Source organism: Notoacmeibacter ruber (assembly GCF_003668555.1).
Lineage (GTDB): Bacteria > Pseudomonadota > Alphaproteobacteria > Rhizobiales > Rhizobiaceae > Notoacmeibacter > Notoacmeibacter ruber.
In genome coordinates, this window is sequence record NZ_RCWN01000001.1 from 1,000,282 (window position 1) to 1,020,789 (window position 20,508).

The 20,508-nt window shown below is 59.4% G+C and carries 19 protein-coding genes; 8 read left to right on the top strand and 11 right to left on the bottom strand.

Features of this window, described 5'->3' with window-relative positions:
* The first annotated feature begins 18 nt into the window (after window positions 1-18).
* Entirely contained in the window at window positions 19-570 is a 552-nt protein-coding gene (locus tag D8780_RS04705) for a 2-thiouracil desulfurase family protein (RefSeq protein ID WP_121644577.1), read from the top strand.
* Between the two features lie 76 nt (window positions 571-646).
* Here the strand turns inward: D8780_RS04705 and D8780_RS04710 are convergent, their stop codons facing one another.
* The 6 genes from D8780_RS04710 to D8780_RS04735 form a co-directional block, all read right to left on the bottom strand.
* Window positions 647-1,924, bottom strand: a complete 1,278-nt coding sequence (locus D8780_RS04710; protein ID WP_121644578.1) for a glycerophosphodiester phosphodiesterase family protein — start codon at window positions 1,922-1,924, stop codon at window positions 647-649.
* 135 nt (window positions 1,925-2,059) lie between these two features.
* On the bottom strand, window positions 2,060-2,758 hold the full coding sequence (locus D8780_RS04715) for an aspartate/glutamate racemase family protein (protein WP_121644579.1): 699 nt from the start codon (window positions 2,756-2,758) through the stop codon (window positions 2,060-2,062).
* A 2-nt stretch (window positions 2,759-2,760) separates the two neighbouring features.
* The gene (locus D8780_RS04720; RefSeq protein WP_121644580.1) at window positions 2,761-3,600 is read right to left on the bottom strand and encodes an ABC transporter permease; all 840 of its coding nucleotides are present in this window, start codon (window positions 3,598-3,600) and stop codon (window positions 2,761-2,763) included.
* Window position 3,601: 1 nt separating this feature from the next.
* Entirely contained in the window at window positions 3,602-4,507 is a 906-nt protein-coding gene (locus tag D8780_RS04725; RefSeq protein ID WP_121644581.1) for an ABC transporter permease, read from the bottom strand.
* 77 nt (window positions 4,508-4,584) lie between these two features.
* Window positions 4,585-5,877 carry an ABC transporter substrate-binding protein gene (locus D8780_RS04730; RefSeq protein ID WP_199699556.1) on the bottom strand — a complete coding sequence of 431 codons (1,293 nt, stop codon included), beginning with the start codon at window positions 5,875-5,877 and terminating at the stop codon, window positions 4,585-4,587.
* A 62-nt stretch (window positions 5,878-5,939) separates the two neighbouring features.
* A complete protein-coding gene (locus tag D8780_RS04735) occupies window positions 5,940-6,929 on the bottom strand; it encodes an ABC transporter ATP-binding protein (protein ID WP_121646371.1) in 990 nt (329 codons plus the stop codon).
* Window positions 6,930-7,204: 275 nt separating this feature from the next.
* Between D8780_RS04735 and D8780_RS04740 the strand changes: the two genes are divergently transcribed.
* The gene (locus D8780_RS04740; protein ID WP_121644582.1) at window positions 7,205-7,930 is read left to right on the top strand and encodes a GntR family transcriptional regulator; all 726 of its coding nucleotides are present in this window, start codon (window positions 7,205-7,207) and stop codon (window positions 7,928-7,930) included.
* A gap of 62 nt (window positions 7,931-7,992) precedes the next feature.
* Here the strand turns inward: D8780_RS04740 and D8780_RS04745 are convergent, their stop codons facing one another.
* Together D8780_RS04745 and D8780_RS04750 are read right to left on the bottom strand one after the other, a co-directional pair.
* Entirely contained in the window at window positions 7,993-9,537 is a 1,545-nt protein-coding gene (locus D8780_RS04745; protein ID WP_121644583.1) for a bifunctional GNAT family N-acetyltransferase/carbon-nitrogen hydrolase family protein, read from the bottom strand.
* A 70-nt stretch (window positions 9,538-9,607) separates the two neighbouring features.
* On the bottom strand, window positions 9,608-10,216 hold the full coding sequence (locus D8780_RS04750) for an LOG family protein (RefSeq protein WP_121644584.1): 609 nt from the start codon (window positions 10,214-10,216) through the stop codon (window positions 9,608-9,610).
* Window positions 10,217-10,341: 125 nt separating this feature from the next.
* Here D8780_RS04750 and D8780_RS04755 point away from each other — a divergent pair, with 125 nt between their 5' ends.
* The 4 genes from D8780_RS04755 to D8780_RS04770 all read left to right on the top strand — a co-directional run bounded on the left by D8780_RS04755 (window position 10,342) and on the right by D8780_RS04770 (window position 15,982).
* Complete coding sequence (locus D8780_RS04755; protein ID WP_121644585.1) at window positions 10,342-13,095, top strand: midas domain-containing protein; 2,754 nt, start codon at window positions 10,342-10,344, stop codon at window positions 13,093-13,095.
* Window positions 13,096-13,240: 145 nt separating this feature from the next.
* On the top strand, window positions 13,241-13,564 hold the full coding sequence (locus D8780_RS04760) for an ArsR/SmtB family transcription factor (RefSeq protein WP_121644586.1): 324 nt from the start codon (window positions 13,241-13,243) through the stop codon (window positions 13,562-13,564).
* Window positions 13,561-15,441: an ABCB family ABC transporter ATP-binding protein/permease gene (locus tag D8780_RS04765; protein ID WP_121644587.1), complete on the top strand. Its 1,881-nt coding sequence runs from the start codon at window positions 13,561-13,563 to the stop codon at window positions 15,439-15,441. Before D8780_RS04760 ends, D8780_RS04765 begins: the two co-directional genes overlap by 4 nt.
* Before the next feature lie 106 nt (window positions 15,442-15,547).
* Entirely contained in the window at window positions 15,548-15,982 is a 435-nt protein-coding gene (locus D8780_RS04770; RefSeq protein WP_121644588.1) for a potassium channel family protein, read from the top strand.
* Between the two features lie 54 nt (window positions 15,983-16,036).
* On the opposite strand, the gene D8780_RS04775 is transcribed toward D8780_RS04770, so the two are convergent.
* Window positions 16,037-16,513: a hemerythrin domain-containing protein gene (locus D8780_RS04775; RefSeq protein WP_121644589.1), complete on the bottom strand. Its 477-nt coding sequence runs from the start codon at window positions 16,511-16,513 to the stop codon at window positions 16,037-16,039.
* Between the two features lie 159 nt (window positions 16,514-16,672).
* On the opposite strand from D8780_RS04775, the gene D8780_RS04780 reads away from it, so the two are divergent.
* Complete coding sequence (locus D8780_RS04780) at window positions 16,673-17,371, top strand: phosphatidylserine decarboxylase (RefSeq protein WP_121644590.1); 699 nt, start codon at window positions 16,673-16,675, stop codon at window positions 17,369-17,371.
* A gap of 9 nt (window positions 17,372-17,380) precedes the next feature.
* Window positions 17,381-18,253, top strand: a complete 873-nt coding sequence (gene pssA, locus D8780_RS04785) for a CDP-diacylglycerol--serine O-phosphatidyltransferase (RefSeq protein ID WP_121644591.1) — start codon at window positions 17,381-17,383, stop codon at window positions 18,251-18,253.
* Between the two features lie 12 nt (window positions 18,254-18,265).
* Here the strand turns inward: pssA and D8780_RS04790 are convergent, their stop codons facing one another.
* Together D8780_RS04790 and purF are read right to left on the bottom strand one after the other, a co-directional pair.
* Window positions 18,266-19,015 (bottom strand): SDR family NAD(P)-dependent oxidoreductase, encoded by a 750-nt coding sequence (locus D8780_RS04790; RefSeq protein ID WP_199699624.1) that lies wholly within the window; start codon window positions 19,013-19,015, stop codon window positions 18,266-18,268.
* 12 nt (window positions 19,016-19,027) lie between these two features.
* On the bottom strand, window positions 19,028-20,503 hold the full coding sequence (gene purF / locus D8780_RS04795; RefSeq protein WP_121644592.1) for an amidophosphoribosyltransferase: 1,476 nt from the start codon (window positions 20,501-20,503) through the stop codon (window positions 19,028-19,030).
* Window positions 20,504-20,508: the final 5 nt, after the last annotated feature.

Here is a 20,508-nt window from a genome sequence, read left to right on the forward strand (position 1 = left end):
GATGCTAGCCATTTCGTCATGGAACGGATTCTCGTCTCAGCCTGCCTGCTCGGCCGGCCTGTCCGTTATGACGGCAGGCCCAAGCTTTCCAATGACGCGATTATTGCGCGTTGGATGGAGGAGGGCAGGGTGGTTTCGGTCTGTCCCGAGGTCGCCGTGGGTTTTCCGACGCCGCGTCCGCCAGCGGAGATAAGGGGAAATCAGACGAAGGAAAGCGCTCCGTCCTCTCAAGAGGTGGATTGCCGAGAACTTGACGGCGTTTCAGTGCTGGCGGGTGGGGCATCTGTCGTCGAGCAGACCGGCGGGGAGATCACCGACCTTTTCGTCAGAGCAGCCGGGGATACGGTCGCCATTGCGCGCCGATTTGGCTGCCGTCATGCCGTCCTGACCGACGGGTCCCCGTCATGCGGTTCGACGTTCATCTATGATGGATCGTTCAGCGGAAACCGCGTGGAGGGAATGGGGGTTACAACTGCGGCCCTGAGAGAGGCGGGTATTGAGGTTTGGCCAGAAACGAAGCTGGCCGAACTGGACGAATTGCTTCAGGCGGGCGGCGGCTCCCCATCCTGACCTTCACTTCAGGCCCTTGGTGCTGTGTGGCAGCGCAGATCTCATACGCGCTGCCACGGCTGTCTATCCTGAAGGATCAGTTGCTCGACTGGTCCATGCAGTTTGCGAAGAAGGTCGTGGTCGCCGGCCAGTCGGAAAATAGGCCGACAATACCGATATCGTTGTAAAGCACGTCCATCAGCTTGAGGATGTCGCCATCGTCTTTGATGATGTCGCTGACCGTCTGATAGTACCAGCCGCCGCCATTTTCGGCGTTGAGCGGGCCGGAACGCTCCAGCGACCAGCTGATGATATCCAGCCCGGCTTCTTTGGCGGCCTTGGCGTATTCGCTCGGCACCATCTCACCATCCTGCACCGTGACGAGGTACCAGAGCGGGGGCGCGATGTAATTGATGCCTTCCTCTTTCAGGTCGGCAAGCTGATATTCCCATGTCGAGCGATCGTTGACATCGAAATTCTCGTTGCTGTCCTGATCGTCGAGATAAACGGCCTGCTTGCCGAATTCCGGCTCGTTCTCGATCCAGTAACGAACATCCTCGATCTGGAAGGATTGCGGCCAGACATTGGCGGGATCGACATTGGCCGCTTTCAGCTCGTCGATCATCTTCTGCGCATAGGCCTCCTGGGTAAGGCCATCGAACGGCATCTCGACCGACGGCGCCTTCAGTTCCGGCGTCATCTTCACGTCGAGCTGCTTCATCAGTTCAATCGACTCGGCAAAGGTCAAAAGATGCGCGCCGGCCGTGTAGAGATCGGTGCGGAAGTTCGGTGTACCATCCTGATATTCTTCGGCGGTTGACGCTTTTTTGTTCGCCGCGTCCTGCTTCGGCTCAAGCGTCTTGAATTCGGCAAGCGTCAGGTCGGAAGTGCGACATTCCGCGGTCGCTTCGTTATCGCCGGAGGCCGGGGTGAAAGCTGTTGTGCAGTTGCCGGCCAGGTCCGTCGTCAGAACATTGGTCGTGGTGTGCAGATCGTTCTGTGCGTGTCGGCAGACGAGCTCCTGGTCCTTCGTGAATGTCACATCGCATTCGACGATGCCGGCACCCATTCGAGCTGCTGCAACATAGCTTTCGGCGGTATGCTCCGGAAACATGAGCGTCGCACCGCGATGGCCGATCGACCAATCCGTCCTGGTCGGCGTGTTGGAGAGACAGCCCTGAAGTTTCGTCTTCAGTTCGCCTTCCTCGAGAACATCGACGAGATAGGCTGGACGTACGCCATAGGTGATCGTGCCGACCTCCGGCGCCTTGAAAGACATGGTCTGCGGTTCGGTTGTCGCCTCGTTCGACTGGGCGTAGGCCGGAGCGGCGGCAAGGACCGTCGCAGCGGCAAGTGTGGCGCGTAAAGCAATCATGAAAAGCTCCCTCTGGTTGGGACGAGTCGAGTACTCGTCCACCAACCAGTTTAGGTCACCGATCGTAACAGTCGCGCTGCAACTGCGAACCCGGCTTCCGTTGCCAGTCGGATTCGCAGTTCGTTCATTGGAGTATCACGCGCTCAATCTTTCTTTCGCGGCAACGATCCAACGGTCGGCATTGGCGGCGCGCAGTGCTTTCGCCATGGCAACCGCTGCTGCGACGCCGTCAATGACCGGAACATGGAAATGGTCGGATAGGTTCATTGCGAGATCCGCCATGCCCGCGCAGCCAAGAACGATGGAGTCGGGCTTGTCTTCCGCGAGAGCTAACGCGATTTCAGCTCTTATGGCTTTTCCGGCGCGCTCTCGGGCACCCTCCAGTTCTAAAACGCCGATCTCGGAGGCGCGGACGCGAGCGCAGCGTGATGCAAAGCCGTAGCGTTCCAGATTGTCTTCAATGACCGGCACGGAAACGCCAAGGGTTGTGACGACCGAGAACCGTTCCCCGACCAGCATCGCGGCGTGAAAGGCAGCCTCGCCAATTCCTATGAGGGGAATGGGGGAGCGCCGTTTAAGCGTCATGAGGCCGGTATCGTCGAAACAGGCGATAATGCAGGCGTCATAGAGGCTTGGCTCCATCCTCGTCTCGAAGAGATGAAACAGGCCGGGCAGTGCGGCTGCTCCGTCCTCTGGACCTTGGATAGCTGGTGGCGTGTCGGTTGGATTGATGGCCGTGATCGTCGTGCCCTGGCCGGCGGCTGCCAACGCTGCCCGCTCGATCGACCGTGTCATCGCCGTGGTCGAGTTCGGATTGATGACGAGAATGTGCATGTTTAGACCATGCCTTCGCCGGCATCGGAGCCAAGGCGCGCGCGTCGGCGGTTCATAATGAGGACCGCGACCAGAAAAGCCGCGATGATGACCAGGGAAAAACCGGTGGTCAGCGTGCCAAGGGCGAAAATGACCGGTGTCGTCACATTGGTTGTCATGCCGAAGATTTCGAGCGGCAGGGTGTTGTAACTGCCCGCCGTCAGCAGGGTGCGGGCGAATTCATCATAGGAAAGGGTGAAGCCGAAGAGGGCGACACCGATCAGCATGGGAGCGATGATCGGCAGCACGACATGACGGATCGTCTGCCATGATGACGCTCCCTGATCCCTTGCAGCCTCCTCATAGGATTTGTCGAAACGGTTGAAGACGGCGAACATGATCAGCAGGCCGAAGGGGAGGGTCCAGGTCAGTTGCGAGCCGAAGCCGGAGGTCGCCCAATGGACGTTGAGGCCGGCCCGCGAGAAGATCAGGCCCACGCCGAGCGAGATCAGGATGGACGGGATCACAAGCGATATGATGATCAGATAGAAGATGACGCCCGAGCCGGCAAACCGCTTTCGGAAGGCCAGCCCTCCCATCACGGAAACGACCACGGTGGTGACCATCACCATAAGGCCAAGAACGAGCGAGCGGCCGAAACTGCCCCAGATGTCGCCGACCGCCTGTTGCTCGAACAGGTCGCGGAACCAGTGAAGCGAGACGCCGCGCATCGGAAATGTCAGGCCACCGCCCGGTCCCTGAAACGAGAGGATCGCAATGGTTAGGGTCGGGCCGTAAAGGAAAACCAGAAAAAGCGCGAAGATGAAGGCAAGGACGTAGAAGGAGCGGGGCCGGGTTTCCATTTCATAGCTCCTTTCGAATGTCGACAAAGCGAAGCAGTATCGCGATCACCAGCAGGACGGTGCCCAGCAGAACCACGGCGGTGGCGCAGGCCGACGGATATTGCAGAAGGCTGATATCGTTGGAGATCAGGCGACCGACATTCGCTTTTTGCGAGCCAGACATGAATCGCACGGTGATGAAGTCGCCCATGACGAGCGTCACGACGAAGATCGAGCCGATCATGATGCCGGGCTTGGTCAGCGGAATGATGACATTGGTCAATGTCTGAAAGCCGGTTGCGCCATTATCGTAGGCCGCTTCGATCAACGATCTGTCGATACGCATCATCGTGTTGAAGATCGGCACGACCATGAAGAGCGTGTAGAGATGGACGAATGCGAGGATGACCGAGAAATCGGAGTAGAGGAGCCATTCCAGCGGCTCGTCGATCGCTCCCATCGAGATAAGCGTGGAGTTGGCGATGCCGTTTCTGCCCAGAAAGGGAATCCACGAAATCATGCGAATGATATTCGATGTCCAGAAGGGGATGGTGCACAGCAAAAACAGAGCGACCTGCCAGGTCAGCGTGCGCACGTGGAACGCCAGAAAATAGGCGACGGTGAAACCGAGGATGAGGGTGACCGCCCAGGTGACCGCTGCATATTTGAGGGTGTTGAGAAAGACCTTATAGGTGACGGGCGAGGTCAGCAGGAACTCATAATTGTCGAACTGAAAGGCCGGATAGATCGAAAATTCGGTCGCGCCCCAGAAACTGACGACCACGATCATGATGATCGGCAGGACCAGAAAGAATATGAGGATGAGCGCAAGCGGCGCGGAAAGAAGCCAGGCGCTCAGCGCACCTGACAGTTTTAGCGTCACTCGATCCTGCGTTCCGATCGGTACGGTCTGGGTCTGGTCTGTCATGGGCAGCGTCATCCACGGTGGTAGGCGGCGTCCCGGCCAAGAGAGGAAAGCCGGAACGCCAGTGCGGTCGGATCAGGTCAGGCCGCGATGAACTCGTTCCATTTGCGGACCATGTACTGGTTTTCATCCATGACAGCGTTCCAGCACGCCACAGAGCCCATTCGGTCGTAGAACGAGCCGCCATCCCGCGTTTCGCCCGGCTGGGCCATGACGTCACCAAAAGGATTGGTGATCGGCTCGACGGCTTCCTTGCCTTCGAACCAATAGCCCCATTCATTTTCGGACATGTGGTCTTTGGACGTTTCCGGAACGGCGGAATAATAGCCCTGACGCATGAGGAAGCCGCCGACCCATCCGTCGAGATACCAGTTGATGTAGTCGTAGGCTGCATCCAGCTCCATGCCGGTCAGTGACTTGGAAAGGCCGATGCCGCCGCCCCACGAGCGATAACCTTCTTCCAGCGGCTGGTAGATGCATGGAATACCGCGCGACTTGACGGCTGTGATCGCCGGCGACCACATGGACTGGATGACGACCTCGCCGGACGCCATGAGATTGACGCTCTCGTCGAAACTCTTCCAAAAAGCGCGGAACTGGCCGTTCTTCTTGGCTTCCGTAAAGATGGCGAAGGTCTTGTCGATCTCTTCGCGGGTCATGTTGCCCTTGTCGCCATACTGGATCTCGCCCATGGATTCGCAGACCATGGCCATGTCCATGATGCCGATCGAGGAAATGTCGAGAATCGAGGCCTTGCCCTTGAATTCCGGGTTCAGCAGTTCGGACCAGTTCTTGATCGGACGGCCGATGAGATCGGGCCGAATTCCAAGCGTATCAGCATTGTAGATGGTCGGGATGAGTGTCATCCAATTGGTCGGTTCGTCCGCAAAGGTGGTCGCGCCCGGCTCTGGGATAAAACCGACCTTGTGCGGTGCGGTGCCCTGGGCGATTTCGCTTTCGGGTGTAAGCTTTCCATCTTTGAAGATGCCGACGATCTGGTCGTAGCGCTTGATTTTGGAGACATCCATTGCCTGAAGGTTGCCTGTCGGCCAGACCTTCTTGCAGATCCAGTATTCAATATCGGCGATGTCGAAGGAATCCGGCTGGGTGGCCGCGCGCTGTGTCACGCTATCGGAATCGAGGGCCGTCATCTCGAGCGTGAAGCCGAGATCCTCCTTTACCTTCTGGGCGACCTCGTTGAGATTGGACACGCCCGTACCGAACTGGCGCAGTGTGATGTTCTTGATATTCTGTGCCCAGATCGTCGGAAAGCCGGTGATCGCACCGCTACCAACCGCTGCGCCGGCGGTGGCCGCCGCACCCTTGAGAACGGAACGTCGGCTAACGCCCTTTTTGCTACTATCGATCGTCATATCGGAACTCCTTTTCGCTTCCGGTCACGGTTCACGGGCGCGGTGCCGTGAGATTCTGCGGCTCAGGCCGCGAGCTGGTGGGCGTCGTCCGGTTTCCAGGTCAGGAAGACGGTGTCGCCAATTTCAAAGGGATTGGAGAAAAACTCGCTCTCCGGCACGGCCGCGATGAATTCATCGCCTTGTCCCGTCAGGAGCGATACGTTCACGATCGTGCCGAGATATTCGATCTCGCGCACTTGTGCGTCGATCATTCCGTCATCCGCCGGGGTTTTGGAGAGCGCAACCCGGTCGGTGCGCACGGCCAGTTTGGCGGCGCCATGACCGATCACGTTATGGCCGCCAATGAAGCGGGCGACGAACTCGGTTCGGGGCGCGTTGAAAACCTCACGCGGCGGTCCATCCTGCTCGATCTTGCCGTCGTTCATGACGATGATGCGATCGGCGAGTGCGAGCGCTTCATCCTGGCTGTGCGTGACGTGGATGAAGGAGATGCCAAGTTCGCGTTGGAGCTTTTTCAGCTCTGCGCGCATGCGGATGCGAAGAAAGGGATCGAGCGCAGAAAGCGGCTCATCGAGCAAAAGGATCTGTGGCTGCGTGATCAGCGCACGGGCAAGGGCGACGCGCTGCTGCTGCCCGCCGGAGAGTTGAGCCGGAAGGCGGTCCCCATAGGCCGACATATCCACCAGTTCGAGCAACCTCGATGCTTCGGCATGGCGTTTCGCCTTGTCGACGCCTTTCATCTTGAGGCTGAAGGCAACATTGTCCTTCACGCTCAGATGCGGAAACAGCGCATAGTTCTGAAACATCATCGCCGTGCCCCGCTGTGCGGGAGCCAGATCGGTGACGTTTTTGCCACCGAGGATGATATCGCCTTCGGAGACCGACTCATGGCCGGCGATCATGCGAAGGGTCGACGATTTGCCACAGCCTGACGGGCCCAGAAGGCACGCATAGGTTCCACCTGCGATCTTTTGATTGATCGCGTCGACAGCGACGGTATCACCGTATCGCTTGGTCAGGCTGACGAGTTCCAGGCCCCGATCACGCATCATCGCACCTTCCGTTTCGGTTGCGATTGAGGTGAAGCAATGAGCGTGCCAATTGGCAGCGAGCGCGTGTTCCCGCGCTTTCTGGCCGTCGCAATCAGGTTTCACCATCATGCAGCTTAAGGAATGCGCACAATAAATGATCATTAAGAATACGAAATGACCACGCCATTGTATACAATGTGATCGTTTGATTGGGTGGGATCGTGGGCGTAAGAAGTTCGGCGTCAGTGGACTATTCTGAGTCGCCAAGGTGACCGGACCGATCGGAGGCAGAGGCGATGCGGCAAGTGACGACCGATGAGCTGGATGGCGGCTATTCGCTGCCGCCGGGCCGGGCGCTCGCGATTTGTCAGCAGATTGAAGCCGCGATTTTGGAACACCGCCTTCAACCCGGCATGAAACTGGCCGAAGACGAGGTTGGCGAAACTTTCGGCGTCAGCAGGACGGTCGCGCGTACGGCTTTGCAAGCGCTTGCGCATGGCGGCTTGGTGACCATAGAGCGCAATCGCGGTGCGTTCGTTTCACGCCCTACTATGCGTGAGGCGCATGAGGTGTTCGAGGCAAGAGGGCTGATCGAACCCCGGATCGCGCGGATGGCTGCAAAGGCGATCACGCCAGAGCAACTGGCTCAACTGAAATCGCATATCGATGCGGAGCACGATGCTGTCAGAATAGGCAATAAGGGGCTGGCGCTGGCGCTGTCGGGCACCTTTCACAACGCGATCGCAGAGATCGCCGATCAGAAGGTGCTGACGCATATTCTGCGCTCGCTCGTTTCGCGCTCGTCACTGATCATAGCTCTTTATGGGAAACGCCCCGACACGGCCTGCGAGAGTCACTCGCACCATGCGCTCATGGACGCTTTCGCCAAGAACGACGTAGCCGGTGCCGAAGAGATCATGAAAAGCCATATCATCGATCTGCACTCCGGTCTCGACCTGAAGGAACGGGCGGTTGAGAAGCCGTCGCTAGCCAACGTTTTCCAGTTCACCCAAGCGAAATGAACGAAGCGCTTTTGGCCGCGCGAAGAATGCTGCCGGCCGACGTTCCAGGATGAAAGCGGCAATCAGCCGCCATCGCTCCAGACCGTGCGATAGAGGTCGAAACGCCTGTCGCGCATGTTGCGGACCGAACCTTTTGCGCGGGCCCAGGTCACCGAATTGAGGTTGAGGTCGGCCACGGCGACCATCTCGACATTTTCCGATGCGAGGGCCGCGATGCCGTCACGCGCGAATGGGAAATCCGAGGGTGTGAAGATGCCGCTCTCCGCCCACTGGATATCCAGATTGGAAACATTGTCCAGATTGCCGGTCATTCCCGACGTGACGACATAGCATTGGTTTTCGATGGCACGGGCCTGGCAGCAATAGCGGACGCGCCAATAGCCGTGGCGTGTATCGGTGTTGTAGGGCACGAAGAGGATGCGCGCGCCCTGATCGGCGAGCCGCCGCCCCAATTCCGGAAACTCGCTATCGTAGCAGATCATCACGCCGATTGGCCCGCAATCCGTTTCGATCGCCTCGACCGCGTCGCCGCCATGAATATTCCAGTAGGTCCGTTCATCCGGCGTAGGATGGATCTTCTCCTGGGCGTGCACCGATCCGTCGCGCAGGAACACGTAAGCGATATTGTGAATATCGCCATCTTCCACGATGGTCGGATGACTGCCGCCGATAATGTTGACGTTTCGCTTAACCGCCATGTCGCGCAGCCGGTTGACGAATTCTTCCGTGTGTTCCGTCAGCCGGGCAATAGCCTTGTCCGGCGCCAGTTCTTCGGGTTCACAGGACAATAGTTGCAAGGTGAAGAGTTCGGGGAAGACAACGAAATCGCCCTCATACTCCGAGGCGACGTCGACGAAATAATCGACCGCCTTGTAGAACTCTTCCGTATCATTGAGCGTCCGCGCCGCCATTTGCACGGAAACGATGCGCACCACTTCCGGATCGAGCCGGGTGACGGGCTGGTTGTCGAGGTTTGGATCATAATACGGATTACGCCAGAGCATCAGCGCGGCGTGTCCGTCGGACGGTTTGTCCTCGCGATTATAGAGCCGCATGACACGCTCGGGCTCGAAACCGGCACGGATCTGGAAATCCAGTGTCGGATCTTTCGTTTCCCTTCGTTTCACCGAAGCGAGGTACTCGTCGGGGTCAGGAAACTGTTTGCGCTTCTTGGCATAGCCCGCCATCCGGCCGGCAAAGACGATGCCCTTGAGGTCCAGTTCGACACACAGAGCCTGGCGCGCATCATAAAGCCGCTTGCCGATTCTCAGCCGCCGCCTGGACGGGTCGACCATCACCTCGAAACCGTAGAGCCAGTCACCATTGCCATCGTGGGTTGAGCCATAGCCACCCCCGGTGATCTGGATCCAGTCGTGCTGCCCGAAGGCCTTGCGCTCCTTCACTCGGAGCGTCGCCGCGTAGCCGACGACCTTGCCCTCATAGGTTGCCACGAACTGACCACGGGCAAACGTGTTGATGTGGCCCCGGATCATGCCGCGCGTATAAGGCGTCTCCACCGGATAGACACGCTTGGACAGTTCGACGAGCGCGTCGATATCTGCCGCTGTCGCATTACGGATTTGCAGTTTCGCCTTGGTGGATTTCATGGACCCGCACTTAAAGATTGTGATGGGCGCGCAGATAAAGCCGACTGACGCCCCGGCAAGCCGTAAGGGCCTAGAGTTTGTCGGAAAGGTCCTGCTGTTGCGTTCCCTGTTTCGGGGCCTGCCCGGACCATCCGGCCTCTACCGCGGTAACCACATCTTCGACCCGATGAACGGTGATCGGCTCGACCCGGCTTGCGGAATGGATGAAGCCGGCGGTCGACATATGCGAGAGCAGACTCTCCATCGGTTTCCAGAAATCCTTGAAGGAGGCGAAAACCATCGGCTTCTGATGACGGCCGAGCTGCGCCCAGGTCATGATCTCGACGATCTCTTCCAATGTTCCGAGGCCGCCCGGCATGGCAACGAACGCATCGCTTTTGTCGAACAGCATATGCTTGCGCTGATGCATGGTCTCGACCACGTGATATTCGTCGAAGAGGGACGTATCCCCGTCGCCCTGCTCGCGATCCAGAAGAAACTGCGGAATAATTCCGGTGACATGCCCGCCGGCTGCCTTGGTCCCGCGCGCCACGGCGCCCATGAGCCCGCGAAGGCCTCCGCCGAAGACGAGGTTGCAATTGGAGCTGCCGATCGATTCGCCCAACTGATAAGCCAATTCGACAAAGCTCGGATCGACGCCGTCACTCGATCCGCAATAGACACAAATGGATCGTTTCATTGCGTTTTCCTTTTCCCGCGCTGTGTGGGCCATGATCGGGCACCAAACCTTTTCTCGAGGCAATAGGCGCGCTAAGCCTCCTATTGACGAAAAGTTAAGCCTTCAAGGGGCGGGGAGAGGAATCGATGGGCCGGCTTTTATTTGCCATTGTGTTGTTCGCCGTGGGCTTCGTCGGTGCGGTTTGGCTGACGGCGGTCTCGACTGATCGCGAGCTGGGCGACCTTCTGAGCCAGGATACGTTCCGTCAGTTGATGAGGGGGGAAGGCGTAACGCTGGAGACGGCGGAAGAGCGCGGCCCGGAGGACAGCGAAACCGTCGAACCTGTTGCGGCGACGCCGGATGACTCTGTCGCCGCGAGCGATGATGAGCCACAGGCCGAAAGCGAACAGGACGTCGCCCTTGCCGACGCCGAAGCGCAGACAGAAGAAGAGGGCGATGAACCCTCCTCGGCTCCCGGCGACGAATCCGATACCGGAAGCGAATCGGATTCGGATCAGACGGCTTCCGGCGACCGGTTCGTGTTCGGCAATGTCGCTACCGACGGAGATGGCCGCCTGGCAGTGACGGGCACCGCGCCGCCCGGTGCGCCGGTCGAGCTTCTCCTTGGCGATGAGGTGGCCGCTTCGACCAATGCGGACGATGAGGGCCGCTTTTCCCTTCGAACGAGCGTCCCTCTTCCGGCGGGCAAGAACGAGCTGACGCTTCGTTCGGAAACCGGTAGCGGAACGCCTGTCATTTCACCCGAAACGCTTACGGTGACCGTTCCGGACGAGGCCGACATGGCGATGAGTGCGATAGCGACGAACAGCGCCACCGAGGAGCAGCGGACGATCAAGATCGCAGATCCGTCTTCGGATGATGAGGAGGCCGCCGCGACGCGGGATGGAGAGCAGGCGCCCGCCGATGATGCTGCTGAGGATGTGGTGGCGGCCGCTGACGAAGGCGGTGCTGATCGCGCGGTGGAGGACGATTCCGCGGCAGAAGGATCGCTTTCGGATCCTGCCGCTAACGAAGCGGAAACGCCATCGACAAATTTGAACGTGGAAGAGGCGACTGACGCACCGTCTTCGCAGCAGGCGCTCGATCAAGGCGACGTTCCGGCTGAGGACCAGGAAGTCGCCGAGCTTTCTGAACCGGCTGTGTCCGGCGCCACAGATGCGGAGGAGGCGGCAGCGTCGACGGCGGATAGTGACCCCGCTGCTGGAGAAGATGAAGAGGCGGCAAGACCCAATCAGGCCGACGACGCCGATGGGAACAGCAGAGCCGAGCCGGTATCCCAAGAGGCAAGCGCCGATACCGAGACCGATGGGACGGCCGACGATGGTACAGCACGCGCATCTGTCGCTGAAGAAACGACCGATGACGGCACCAATTCTTCGCAATCAGCCCCAGTCGCTCCCGTCCTGCCCCGGATCGAAGCCATCGAGATCGACGGTCCGTCGGTGCTCGTGACCGGTGCAGCAAAACCCGGCTCCCGCATCCGCATATTCGCGGGCGATGACGAACTGGGCGTGACGAAGGCCAACGAAAACGGTCGCTTCCTGCTGGAGACCGACGCCGATATTCCGGTTGGCCCCGTCTCCTTGCGGGCCGAAGAGCTGGGTGACGAGGATGATGTGGTTCGCTCAAGCGTGACGCCATTCGAGCGGACGCCCGGCGAGCGCGTGACGGCGGTCGCCGAAGCTTCCGCTGCGGATGGCGGCGCGTCGTCCGAAGGGTCTGAGCAATCGACGGCTGACAGACCACAGAATGCGGATGAGGCAACCGAAACGGCCTCGGAGGCTGCCGATGTCATGGCGAACGCCACCGCTGAAGGACAGGTTGAACGACCCTCGGAAGAAGAAGACGCGGCGAATAGACCGTCAGCTTCGGGTGCGGAGCCGGATCCGTCAGGCCAGCCGGACGACGCGGATGGAGCTGCACTGTCCAGCGACCAGGGGAGGGTTGCGCAATCCACCGAGGGTGAGTCGCAGGAGCCGTCCGCAGCCTCTTTGTCTGACACCTCAAACACTGGTGCCGATCAGGCTGTCGAGCCTGATGAGGCTGAACCGGGGGAAGTCGATCCGCAGGTCGTAAAGCCAGAGCCGAGCGCACAGGACGTCGCAAGCAAGGACGATGCCGCGCCTGCCGATAAGCCTGCATCGAACAGCACGAACGCGCCTTCGGCTGCAGAAACTGGCACGTTGCCCGCCGATGATGATCGTGCCGATCAGGATGCTGTCGCTGCGAACACGTCTGATACGGGGGAGGCCGATACGGCCGAAAGTAACCAGGCGGACGGTCCGGTATCACCCGGAAAGGCGGGCTCGGAATCGGACTCTGCTTTTGAGCGTGCCCGTTCCGCGATGGAACGTGCCGGCAGTGCCCTCCGCGGCATGATGGACGACAAAGAGAGCGAGGATGCCGCATCTCAAAGCGCGTCTCCGGAGAACGGCACCAGTGAAACGGGGTCCGATCCGATTTCTGGTCAAGCCCGGGATGATGGGCAGGCTGCCGATCCTTCTCAGGAGACCGCCGAGGGCGACACAGCGCGAACAGCTCAGGTTGAATCGGAAGCGGATGATAAGGCAACTGATGAGACATCCCGAGAGACAATGTCAGAGACCACCGATGAGGATGCGGATGACGCGGCCAGACTGCCGGCCCCTCCGAGCGTCTTCGAGGTCCGACGCGGCGACACGATCCGGTCTCTGACTCGTCTGCTTTATGGGCCGGATGTCCCCGATGCCGCATTCGTGGATGTCTCATCGGGGAAAGTGGTTGAGACAGGGGATTTGCGGCCAGGAATGCACCTTCGCCTCCCGAAGGCTGGCCCCGCTAGACGGCAACCCGATCTAGAGGCTTTGGGTACGCGGCTCATCTCTGCTACCGACAAGTAGACCTCCATCTGGATTTTACCCGGGGCCGGCTCAACAAGCCGGCCTCCATTTCTTTCTCGCTCGTTGCATCCGGTTGCCTCTCACTACTTCATCGTATAATTACGATGAAGAAACGCGGTTTTTTACAACCATATGAGCGCCAGCGATGGATGCGACGAAGATACTGGCCGCCCTGGCCCATCCCGCCCGGCTGAGCATCATCCGGCAGCTTCGGGGCTGTGAATGTGCTTGTTGTGGCGAGATGACGTCTCTGACCGGCCTAGCGCAGAGCACCACATCGCAGCACCTCCGGGTGCTTCTCGATGCCGGTTTGGTCGAACGACGCATGGCCGGCACCACCAGCCTCTACCGCCTGTCTGACAATGCGGCGGATCTGCTTCGCCGCACTGGCGAGTTGGTCAGCGGATTGGTGCCTGAGGATGGTTGCGGCTGTGAAATGCCGATTCAGGAGAAAGTCATGACGGAATGAGTGGGACAGTTTCGGCCGATCGGGGATCGACACTACAGACGCTGAAAAACCTGTGGCCCTACATGTGGCCGTCCGATCGGGCTGATCTGAAATGGCGCGTCGTCTGGGCAACCGTCTTTCTGCTGATCGCGAAAGTGGTTCTCATCGCCGTTCCCTATTTCTTCAAATGGGCGACTGATGAGCTGGCGCAGGATGGCGATGGTGCGCCGTCCTGGTTACCGCTGGCGGTGGCAGGGCCGATCGCGCTCGTTCTCGGCTATAATCTCGCCCGCATCGCCCAACAGGGATTTAACCAGTTGCGCGACGCACTGTTTGCGCGGGTCGGGCAGCACGCGGTCCGGCAACTGGCCTACAAGACCTTCGTGCATATGCACAAACTGTCCTTGCGCTACCATCTGGAACGGCGGACTGGCGGCCTCTCTCGTATCATCGAGCGCGGCACGAAGGGAATCGAGACGATGGTCCGGTTCACCATCCTCAACACGATTCCGACGATCCTCGAATTTGCAATCGTGGCGGTCATTTTCGGCCTGGCCTACGGTGTCTGGTATGTCGTGGTGATCGCGCTGACAATATGCGCCTATAGCTGGTTTACCGTCCGGGCCTCGGACTGGCGCATCCAGATCCGCCGTGAAATGAATGATTCCGACAACGACGCCAACACGAAGGCGATCGACAGTCTCCTCAATTTCGAAACGGTCAAATATTTCGGTAATGAAGAGATGGAATCGGCGCGGTTCGATCGCTCCATGGCCCGTTACGAGGAAGCGGCTACCAAGACCTGGACCTCGCTGGGATGGCTCAATTTCGGCCAGGCCCTTATCTTCGGTCTCGGCATGGGGACGGTTATGGTGATGAGCGTCATCGCCGTACGCGCGGGTACCCAGAGCGTGGGCGATTTCGTCTTCATCAATACGATCCTCATGCAGCTCGCCGTGCCATTGAACTTCATCGGTTTCGTCTATCGGGAAATCCGGCAGGGGCTGGCGGACCTGGAGCAGATGTTCGGACTTCTCGATGTCGATGAAGAGGTTCAGGACGCGCCGGATGCCACACCGCTCGTCGTTGAGGAGGGGGCAATCCGCTTTGACGACGTCCACTTTGCCTATGATGCCAATCGCCCCATCCTGCGGGGCATCAGCTTCGAGGTACCCGCCGGTCGAACGATTGCCATCGTCGGACCGTCGGGTGCGGGCAAAAGCACGATCAGCCGCCTGCTCTACAGGTTTTATGACATTCAGGCCGGATCGATCACCATTGACGGTCAGGATGTTCGCGACGTGACGCAACGCAGCTTGCGCAGTGCGATCGGAATGGTCCCGCAGGACACCGTCCTCTTCAACGACACCATCATGTACAATATTCGCTATGGTCGGCCCTCCGCGACCGAAGCCGAAGTCGTGCGGGCGGCAGAGCTGGCGCAGATCGCCGATTTCATTCGCAGCCTGCCTGACGGCTTCGACACGATGGTCGGCGAGAGAGGGCTCAAACTGTCGGGCGGCGAAAAGCAGCGTGTCGCCATCGCCCGAACCATTCTGAAAAGTCCTCCCATTCTCATTCTGGACGAGGCGACCAGCGCGCTCGATACGCATACGGAACAGGAAATTCAGGCATCTCTGGACCTCGTTTCCAAGGACCGTACTACGCTGGTTATCGCGCACCGACTTTCGACCATTGTCGATGCCGACGAGATCATTGTCCTGCAAGGCGGCATGATTGCCGAGAGAGGAACGCACCGTGAGCTGATCGAACGGAGTGGCCTTTACGCCGATATGTGGAACCGCCAGCAGGAGGCGACGGAGGCCGAAGAACGATTGCGCCGTGCCCGAGAAGAGGACGAAATGGGTGTGGTCGTAAGGAAGTCACCCGCCCATTGACGAGAGCAATGCGAAAGGCTGATGGCTCTCGTCAACAGTACTGGAAAGAGCCTGACTGTCGGGTGCTAAAGTCGACCACCATCTCATCTCGACAGGGCCGAAAACGATGTTTGCCAATCTATCGCTGGGAACCGCCATTATCGGCGCGACAGTCCTGCTCCACACTGTCGGGCTCATGCTGCTGACGGGGACAATGACCGTCCTTATCCGCTGGTTTCGTTTGCATAAGCATCGGGGCGGCAAAACCGGAGCGATGCTCTTCACTGTTCTGGGGCTCTTTGCCGTTCACACAGCGGAGGTGTGGTTATGGGCCTTTGCCTATCTGATGCTTGGGGCGAGCCCGAGCTTTGAGTCCGCGCTCTATTTCTCAACCACCACCTTTTCCACTCTTGGCTATGGTGATCTGATCCTTCCCTCCGAATGGCGGCTTCTTGGAGCGCTCGAGGGGATCAACGGTTTTCTTCTGATCGGCTGGTCGACGGCCTATCTCGTCGCCGCGTCGACCCGCCATGGCCCGTTTCGGATGGGCGAGCATTTCTGAAAAAGAAAGCCCCGGCGTTTCGGCCGGGGCGCGTTAGCTTCGATTGAATGAAGCTCACTCCTCGAGTGATTCTTCGGCCTTCTGGTCCACCAGCTTCATCTCGGCTTTCTTGCGCTTTTCGAATTGCGGTGCGAACTCGCGCGCTTCCTTCTCGGAAAAAACCTCTTTCGCCTTGGCGAAGATATCCTCTTCTTCCTCGTCGATATGATGCTCGTAATCGTGGCGCATCTGTTTGAACTTGGTGAGCCAGCCAGGTGAACTCATATCCATCTGGTTGAGTTCTTCCATCATGTCATCGAGCTCCTTGTGCTCGGAGACGGAGTGGCGCGCGTCGTCCTGTCCGTCCGGATCGGACATCAGCTGCGAATAGAAGGTCTCTTCCTCCGCGGCGGCGTGGCTCTTCACATCGTAGTAGAATTCTTCCCACGCCGTACGGCGCTTCTCGCTATCGCCCTGCGTATCGCCGATCGTCTCCAGCAGCGCCCGGTGATTGTCGTGGTCGGATTTGATCGCCTCGTAAATGGTCGTCATCAATGGTACCCCTTTTTAGAATGTTTCCAAAAAGTAGGGCGACGACTGTCGGAAGCAAAATGCCGAGAGCGAAAATTTTGCGCCATGCTTTGCAAGCCATCAGGCTTGTCTTATGTGGGGCAATACGGCTTTCCGCCCGCCGGAACAGGGAGAACGGCAATGAGTTTGACGGATACCATAAAGAAGACGCTCGTACCTGTGCGTCAGGAAGGCTATCCGTTCATCGCCGCCTTCTTCGCGGTCGCGGTCCTGCTGGGCTTTCTCTGGTCGGGCCTTTTCTGGATCGGTCTGGCGCTGACCGCCTGGTGCGCCTACTTCTTTCGCGATCCTGATCGCTATGTGCCCGTCGACGATGGGCTGGTGATTTCACCGGCCGATGGACGAGTTTCGGCCGTCGGCCCTGCCGTTCCACCGGAAGAGCTGATGCTGGGCGCGGATCCGATGCTCAGGATTTCGGTGTTCATGGATGTCTTCTCCTGCCATGTGAACCGCGCGCCGGTTCGCGGACGCATTTCCCGTATCGCTTATCGCTCGGGCAAGTTCGTCAACGCCGACCTCGACAAGGCAAGCCGCGAGAACGAACGGAACGGCCTCGTCATCGACGGTCCGCATGGTGCAATTGGCTGCGTGCAGATTGCCGGGCTCGTCGCGCGGCGGATCATCTGCTGGGCCCAGGAGGGTGAGGCTCTGGTCGCCGGTGAGCGTTTCGGTCTGATCCGTTTTGGCAGCCGGCTCGACGTCTATTTACCCGAGGGCGCTGTCTCTCGCGTGGTCGCTGGCCAGACAGCCATTGCAGGCGAAACCGTGCTGGCCTCGTTCGAGGAAGGGCAATCCGCTGCCCACGCGGTGCGGCGCTAGAGTGGGCCGATGACGCAAACCCCGGATCAGGAGAAAGATATCGCCAATACATCGGGCCGCGGACCACGGCTGCGGGAAATCCCGCTTCGGCTGATCTGGCCGAATCTCGTCACAGTCCTGGCTATCTGTTTCGGCCTCACCGGCATGCGCTTCGCTTTGGAAGGCGATATGGAGCGTGCCGTCTACCTGGTACTTGTTGCGGCTTTCCTCGACGGTATCGACGGCCGGCTGGCGCGGATGCTGAAAGCCACCAGCCGGTTCGGCGCGGAGATGGATTCTCTGGCAGACATTGTCAATTTCGGTGTCGTGCCGGCGATTCTTCTCTACAGCGACCTTTTGCATCTGACCAAGCCATTCGGTTGGATCGCCGTGCTCATCTTCGCAATAGCCTGCGGCCTGCGGCTTGCACGCTTCAATGTGATGAGTGAAAATCCGGGCAGGGCGCCGTGGCAGGGCGAATACTTCGTTGGCATGCCCGCGCCCTCTGCTGCCGTCCTGCTTCTTGTGCCCGTCTATCTCGGTGTACTGGGCGTCGAGCCAAGCCCCACATTCGCAGTGATCGCTACGATTTATGCCTTGGGCGTCGCCATTCTCACGGTCAGCCGTCTGCCGGTCTGGTCCGGCAAGGCTCTCGGAGCGCGCGTGCCACGCGATGCCGTTGTGCCGATTCTCCTAGCCGTCGTGATCTTCGCGATGGTGCTTTACTCATACACCTTTCTGACGCTGGTCGTCGGCTCCATTCTCCTGTTGGCTTCGATCCCGATCTCGACGTATCGCTACAATGTGCGCCTCAAGGCCTGGCAGGAGCGACAGGATCTTGGCCAAACCGAAGCCGAACCCGACGACCGACGCGAGCCGATCGACGAGGATATCTCGCTTTAGGCGACGATGGCGTCAGGCCGGTGCGGGAAGGTCGACAAAAACCTGATCGCGTGCTTCGAAGCGCTTGCCGGTCACCTGCAATTGCGGTGAGGCAAGAAACAGCAGGCGCTGTGCGATCTCGGATGGATGCGGCAACGTTTCCGGCTCTTCGCCCGGCATGGCCTGCGCGCGCATGGCGGTGCGCGTGGCGCCTGGATTGGCCATATTCACGCGCACGGCCATGTTCTGCGTCTCGTGCGCCCAAGAGCGCCCGAGTGCTTCCAGCGCCGCTTTGGAAGCGGCATAAGGACCCCAGAACGCCTTGGCGGACGATGCTGCGCCGGAACTCATGAGGATCGCCCGACCTGCATCGGAAAGTCGTAACAGCGGATCGACGGAACGGATGAGGCGCCACTGGCTGATGACGTTCACGCTCATCACTTTCTCGAAGACTTTTGCCTCGACATGGCCGATAGGGGAAATGGTGCCGAGGACCCCGGCATTGGCGACAAGCACGTCCAGCTTGCCCCACCGCTCATGAATGGCGCCGCCGAGACGGTCGATGCCGGCCATGTCCGTCAGGTCAAGCGGTACGAGAGTAGCGCTGCCGCCGGCTGCCTTTATTTCATCGTCGAGTTCTTCCAGACCACCGACGGTGCGGGCAACTGCGACAACATGCGCGCCGCAACCGGCCAGACCCTTGGCAATGAAGTAGCCGATCCCGCGCGACGCGCCCGTCACGAGAGCAACGCGTCCGGAAAGATCCGGCACCGTTCCGATCAATTCACTCAAAACCTAGCCTTTCGACGACAGGACGGAGAGGCGCCGGACATTGTCGGAACCTTCAAGATCCGTGAGTCGTGTTGGATATTCTCTCGTAAAGCAAGCATCGCAGAATTGCGGCTTCTCATCATTGCGTTTCTCTTCGCCGACGGCGCGGTAAAGGCCGTCATTGGAAAGAAAGGCGAGGCTGTCGACCCGAATGAAATCCGCCATCTCCTCGACCGACATGCGGCTTGCAAGAAGCTTGGCGGTTTCCGGTGTGTCGACGCCATAGAAGCACGATGCGCGCGTTGGTGGGGAAGCGATGCGCATATGCACCTCCTTGGCGCCGGCATCGCGGATCATCTGAACGATTTTCTGGCTTGTCGTTCCGCGCACGATCGAATCGTCGACCAGCACCACCCGCTTGCCCTCGATCGTTCTGCGATTGGCGTTGTGCTTCAGCTTCACGCCCATATGGCGGATCGAGTCGCCCGGCTGGATGAAGGTTCGACCGACATAATGGTTTCGGATAATGCCGAGTTCGAAAGGCAAATTGGCTTCCTGCGCATAGCCGATCGCGGCAGGCGTTCCGCTGTCGGGCACGGGAACCACCATATCGGCCTCGATCGCCTCTTCGCGCGCCAGTTCCGTGCCGATATTCTTGCGAATGGCATAAACGTCGCGACCCTCGATCACCGAATCCGGGCGAGCGAAGTAGACATATTCGAAGATGCAGAAGCGACTTTCCACGCTGTCGAACGGAAAATGGCTCTGGATGCCCTTTTCTGTGATGACGACCATCTCGCCCGGCTTCACGTCCCGGACGAAGCGCGCACCAATAATATCCAGCGCACAGGTTTCCGAGCAGAGGATGTAGGAGCCGTCCAGATCGCCGAGCACGAGCGGCCTGATGCCGAGCGGGTCGCGGCAGCCGATCATCTTCTTGGAGGAAAGAGCAACGAGCGAGAAAGCTCCTTCCAACTGGCGGACAGCGTCGATGAAGCGGTCGTTGAAATTGGTCTTCTCGCTTGTCGCCACCAGATGCAGAAGCGTTTCGGTGTCCGACGTGGACGAGATGATGGCTCCACGCTTCTGCAGAACGCGCTGGATCGTCATCGCATTGGTGATGTTGCCGTTATGCGCGACGGCGAAACCGCCGTCCGCCAACTCGGCGAAGAGCGGCTGGACATTGCGAAGGCTCGATTCGCCGGTGGTCGAATAACGCGCGTGGCCGATCGCCCGGTGGCCCGGTAGGCGATCCATCACGCTCTGCTTGGTGAAGGTGTCGCCGATCAGGCCGATATGCCGCTCGACGTGGAACTGTGCGCCATCGAAGGATACGATCCCCGCCGCTTCCTGTCCCCGATGCTGAAGGGCGTGCAGCCCGAGCGTGACGATGGGAGCGGCGTCCTGCCGTCCGTAAATGCCGAACACGCCGCACTCGTCGTGAAACGCATCGGCTTCGTTATCCCAATCATCGGAAATGAAACGGTCGGTCTCAGCCATTGCAC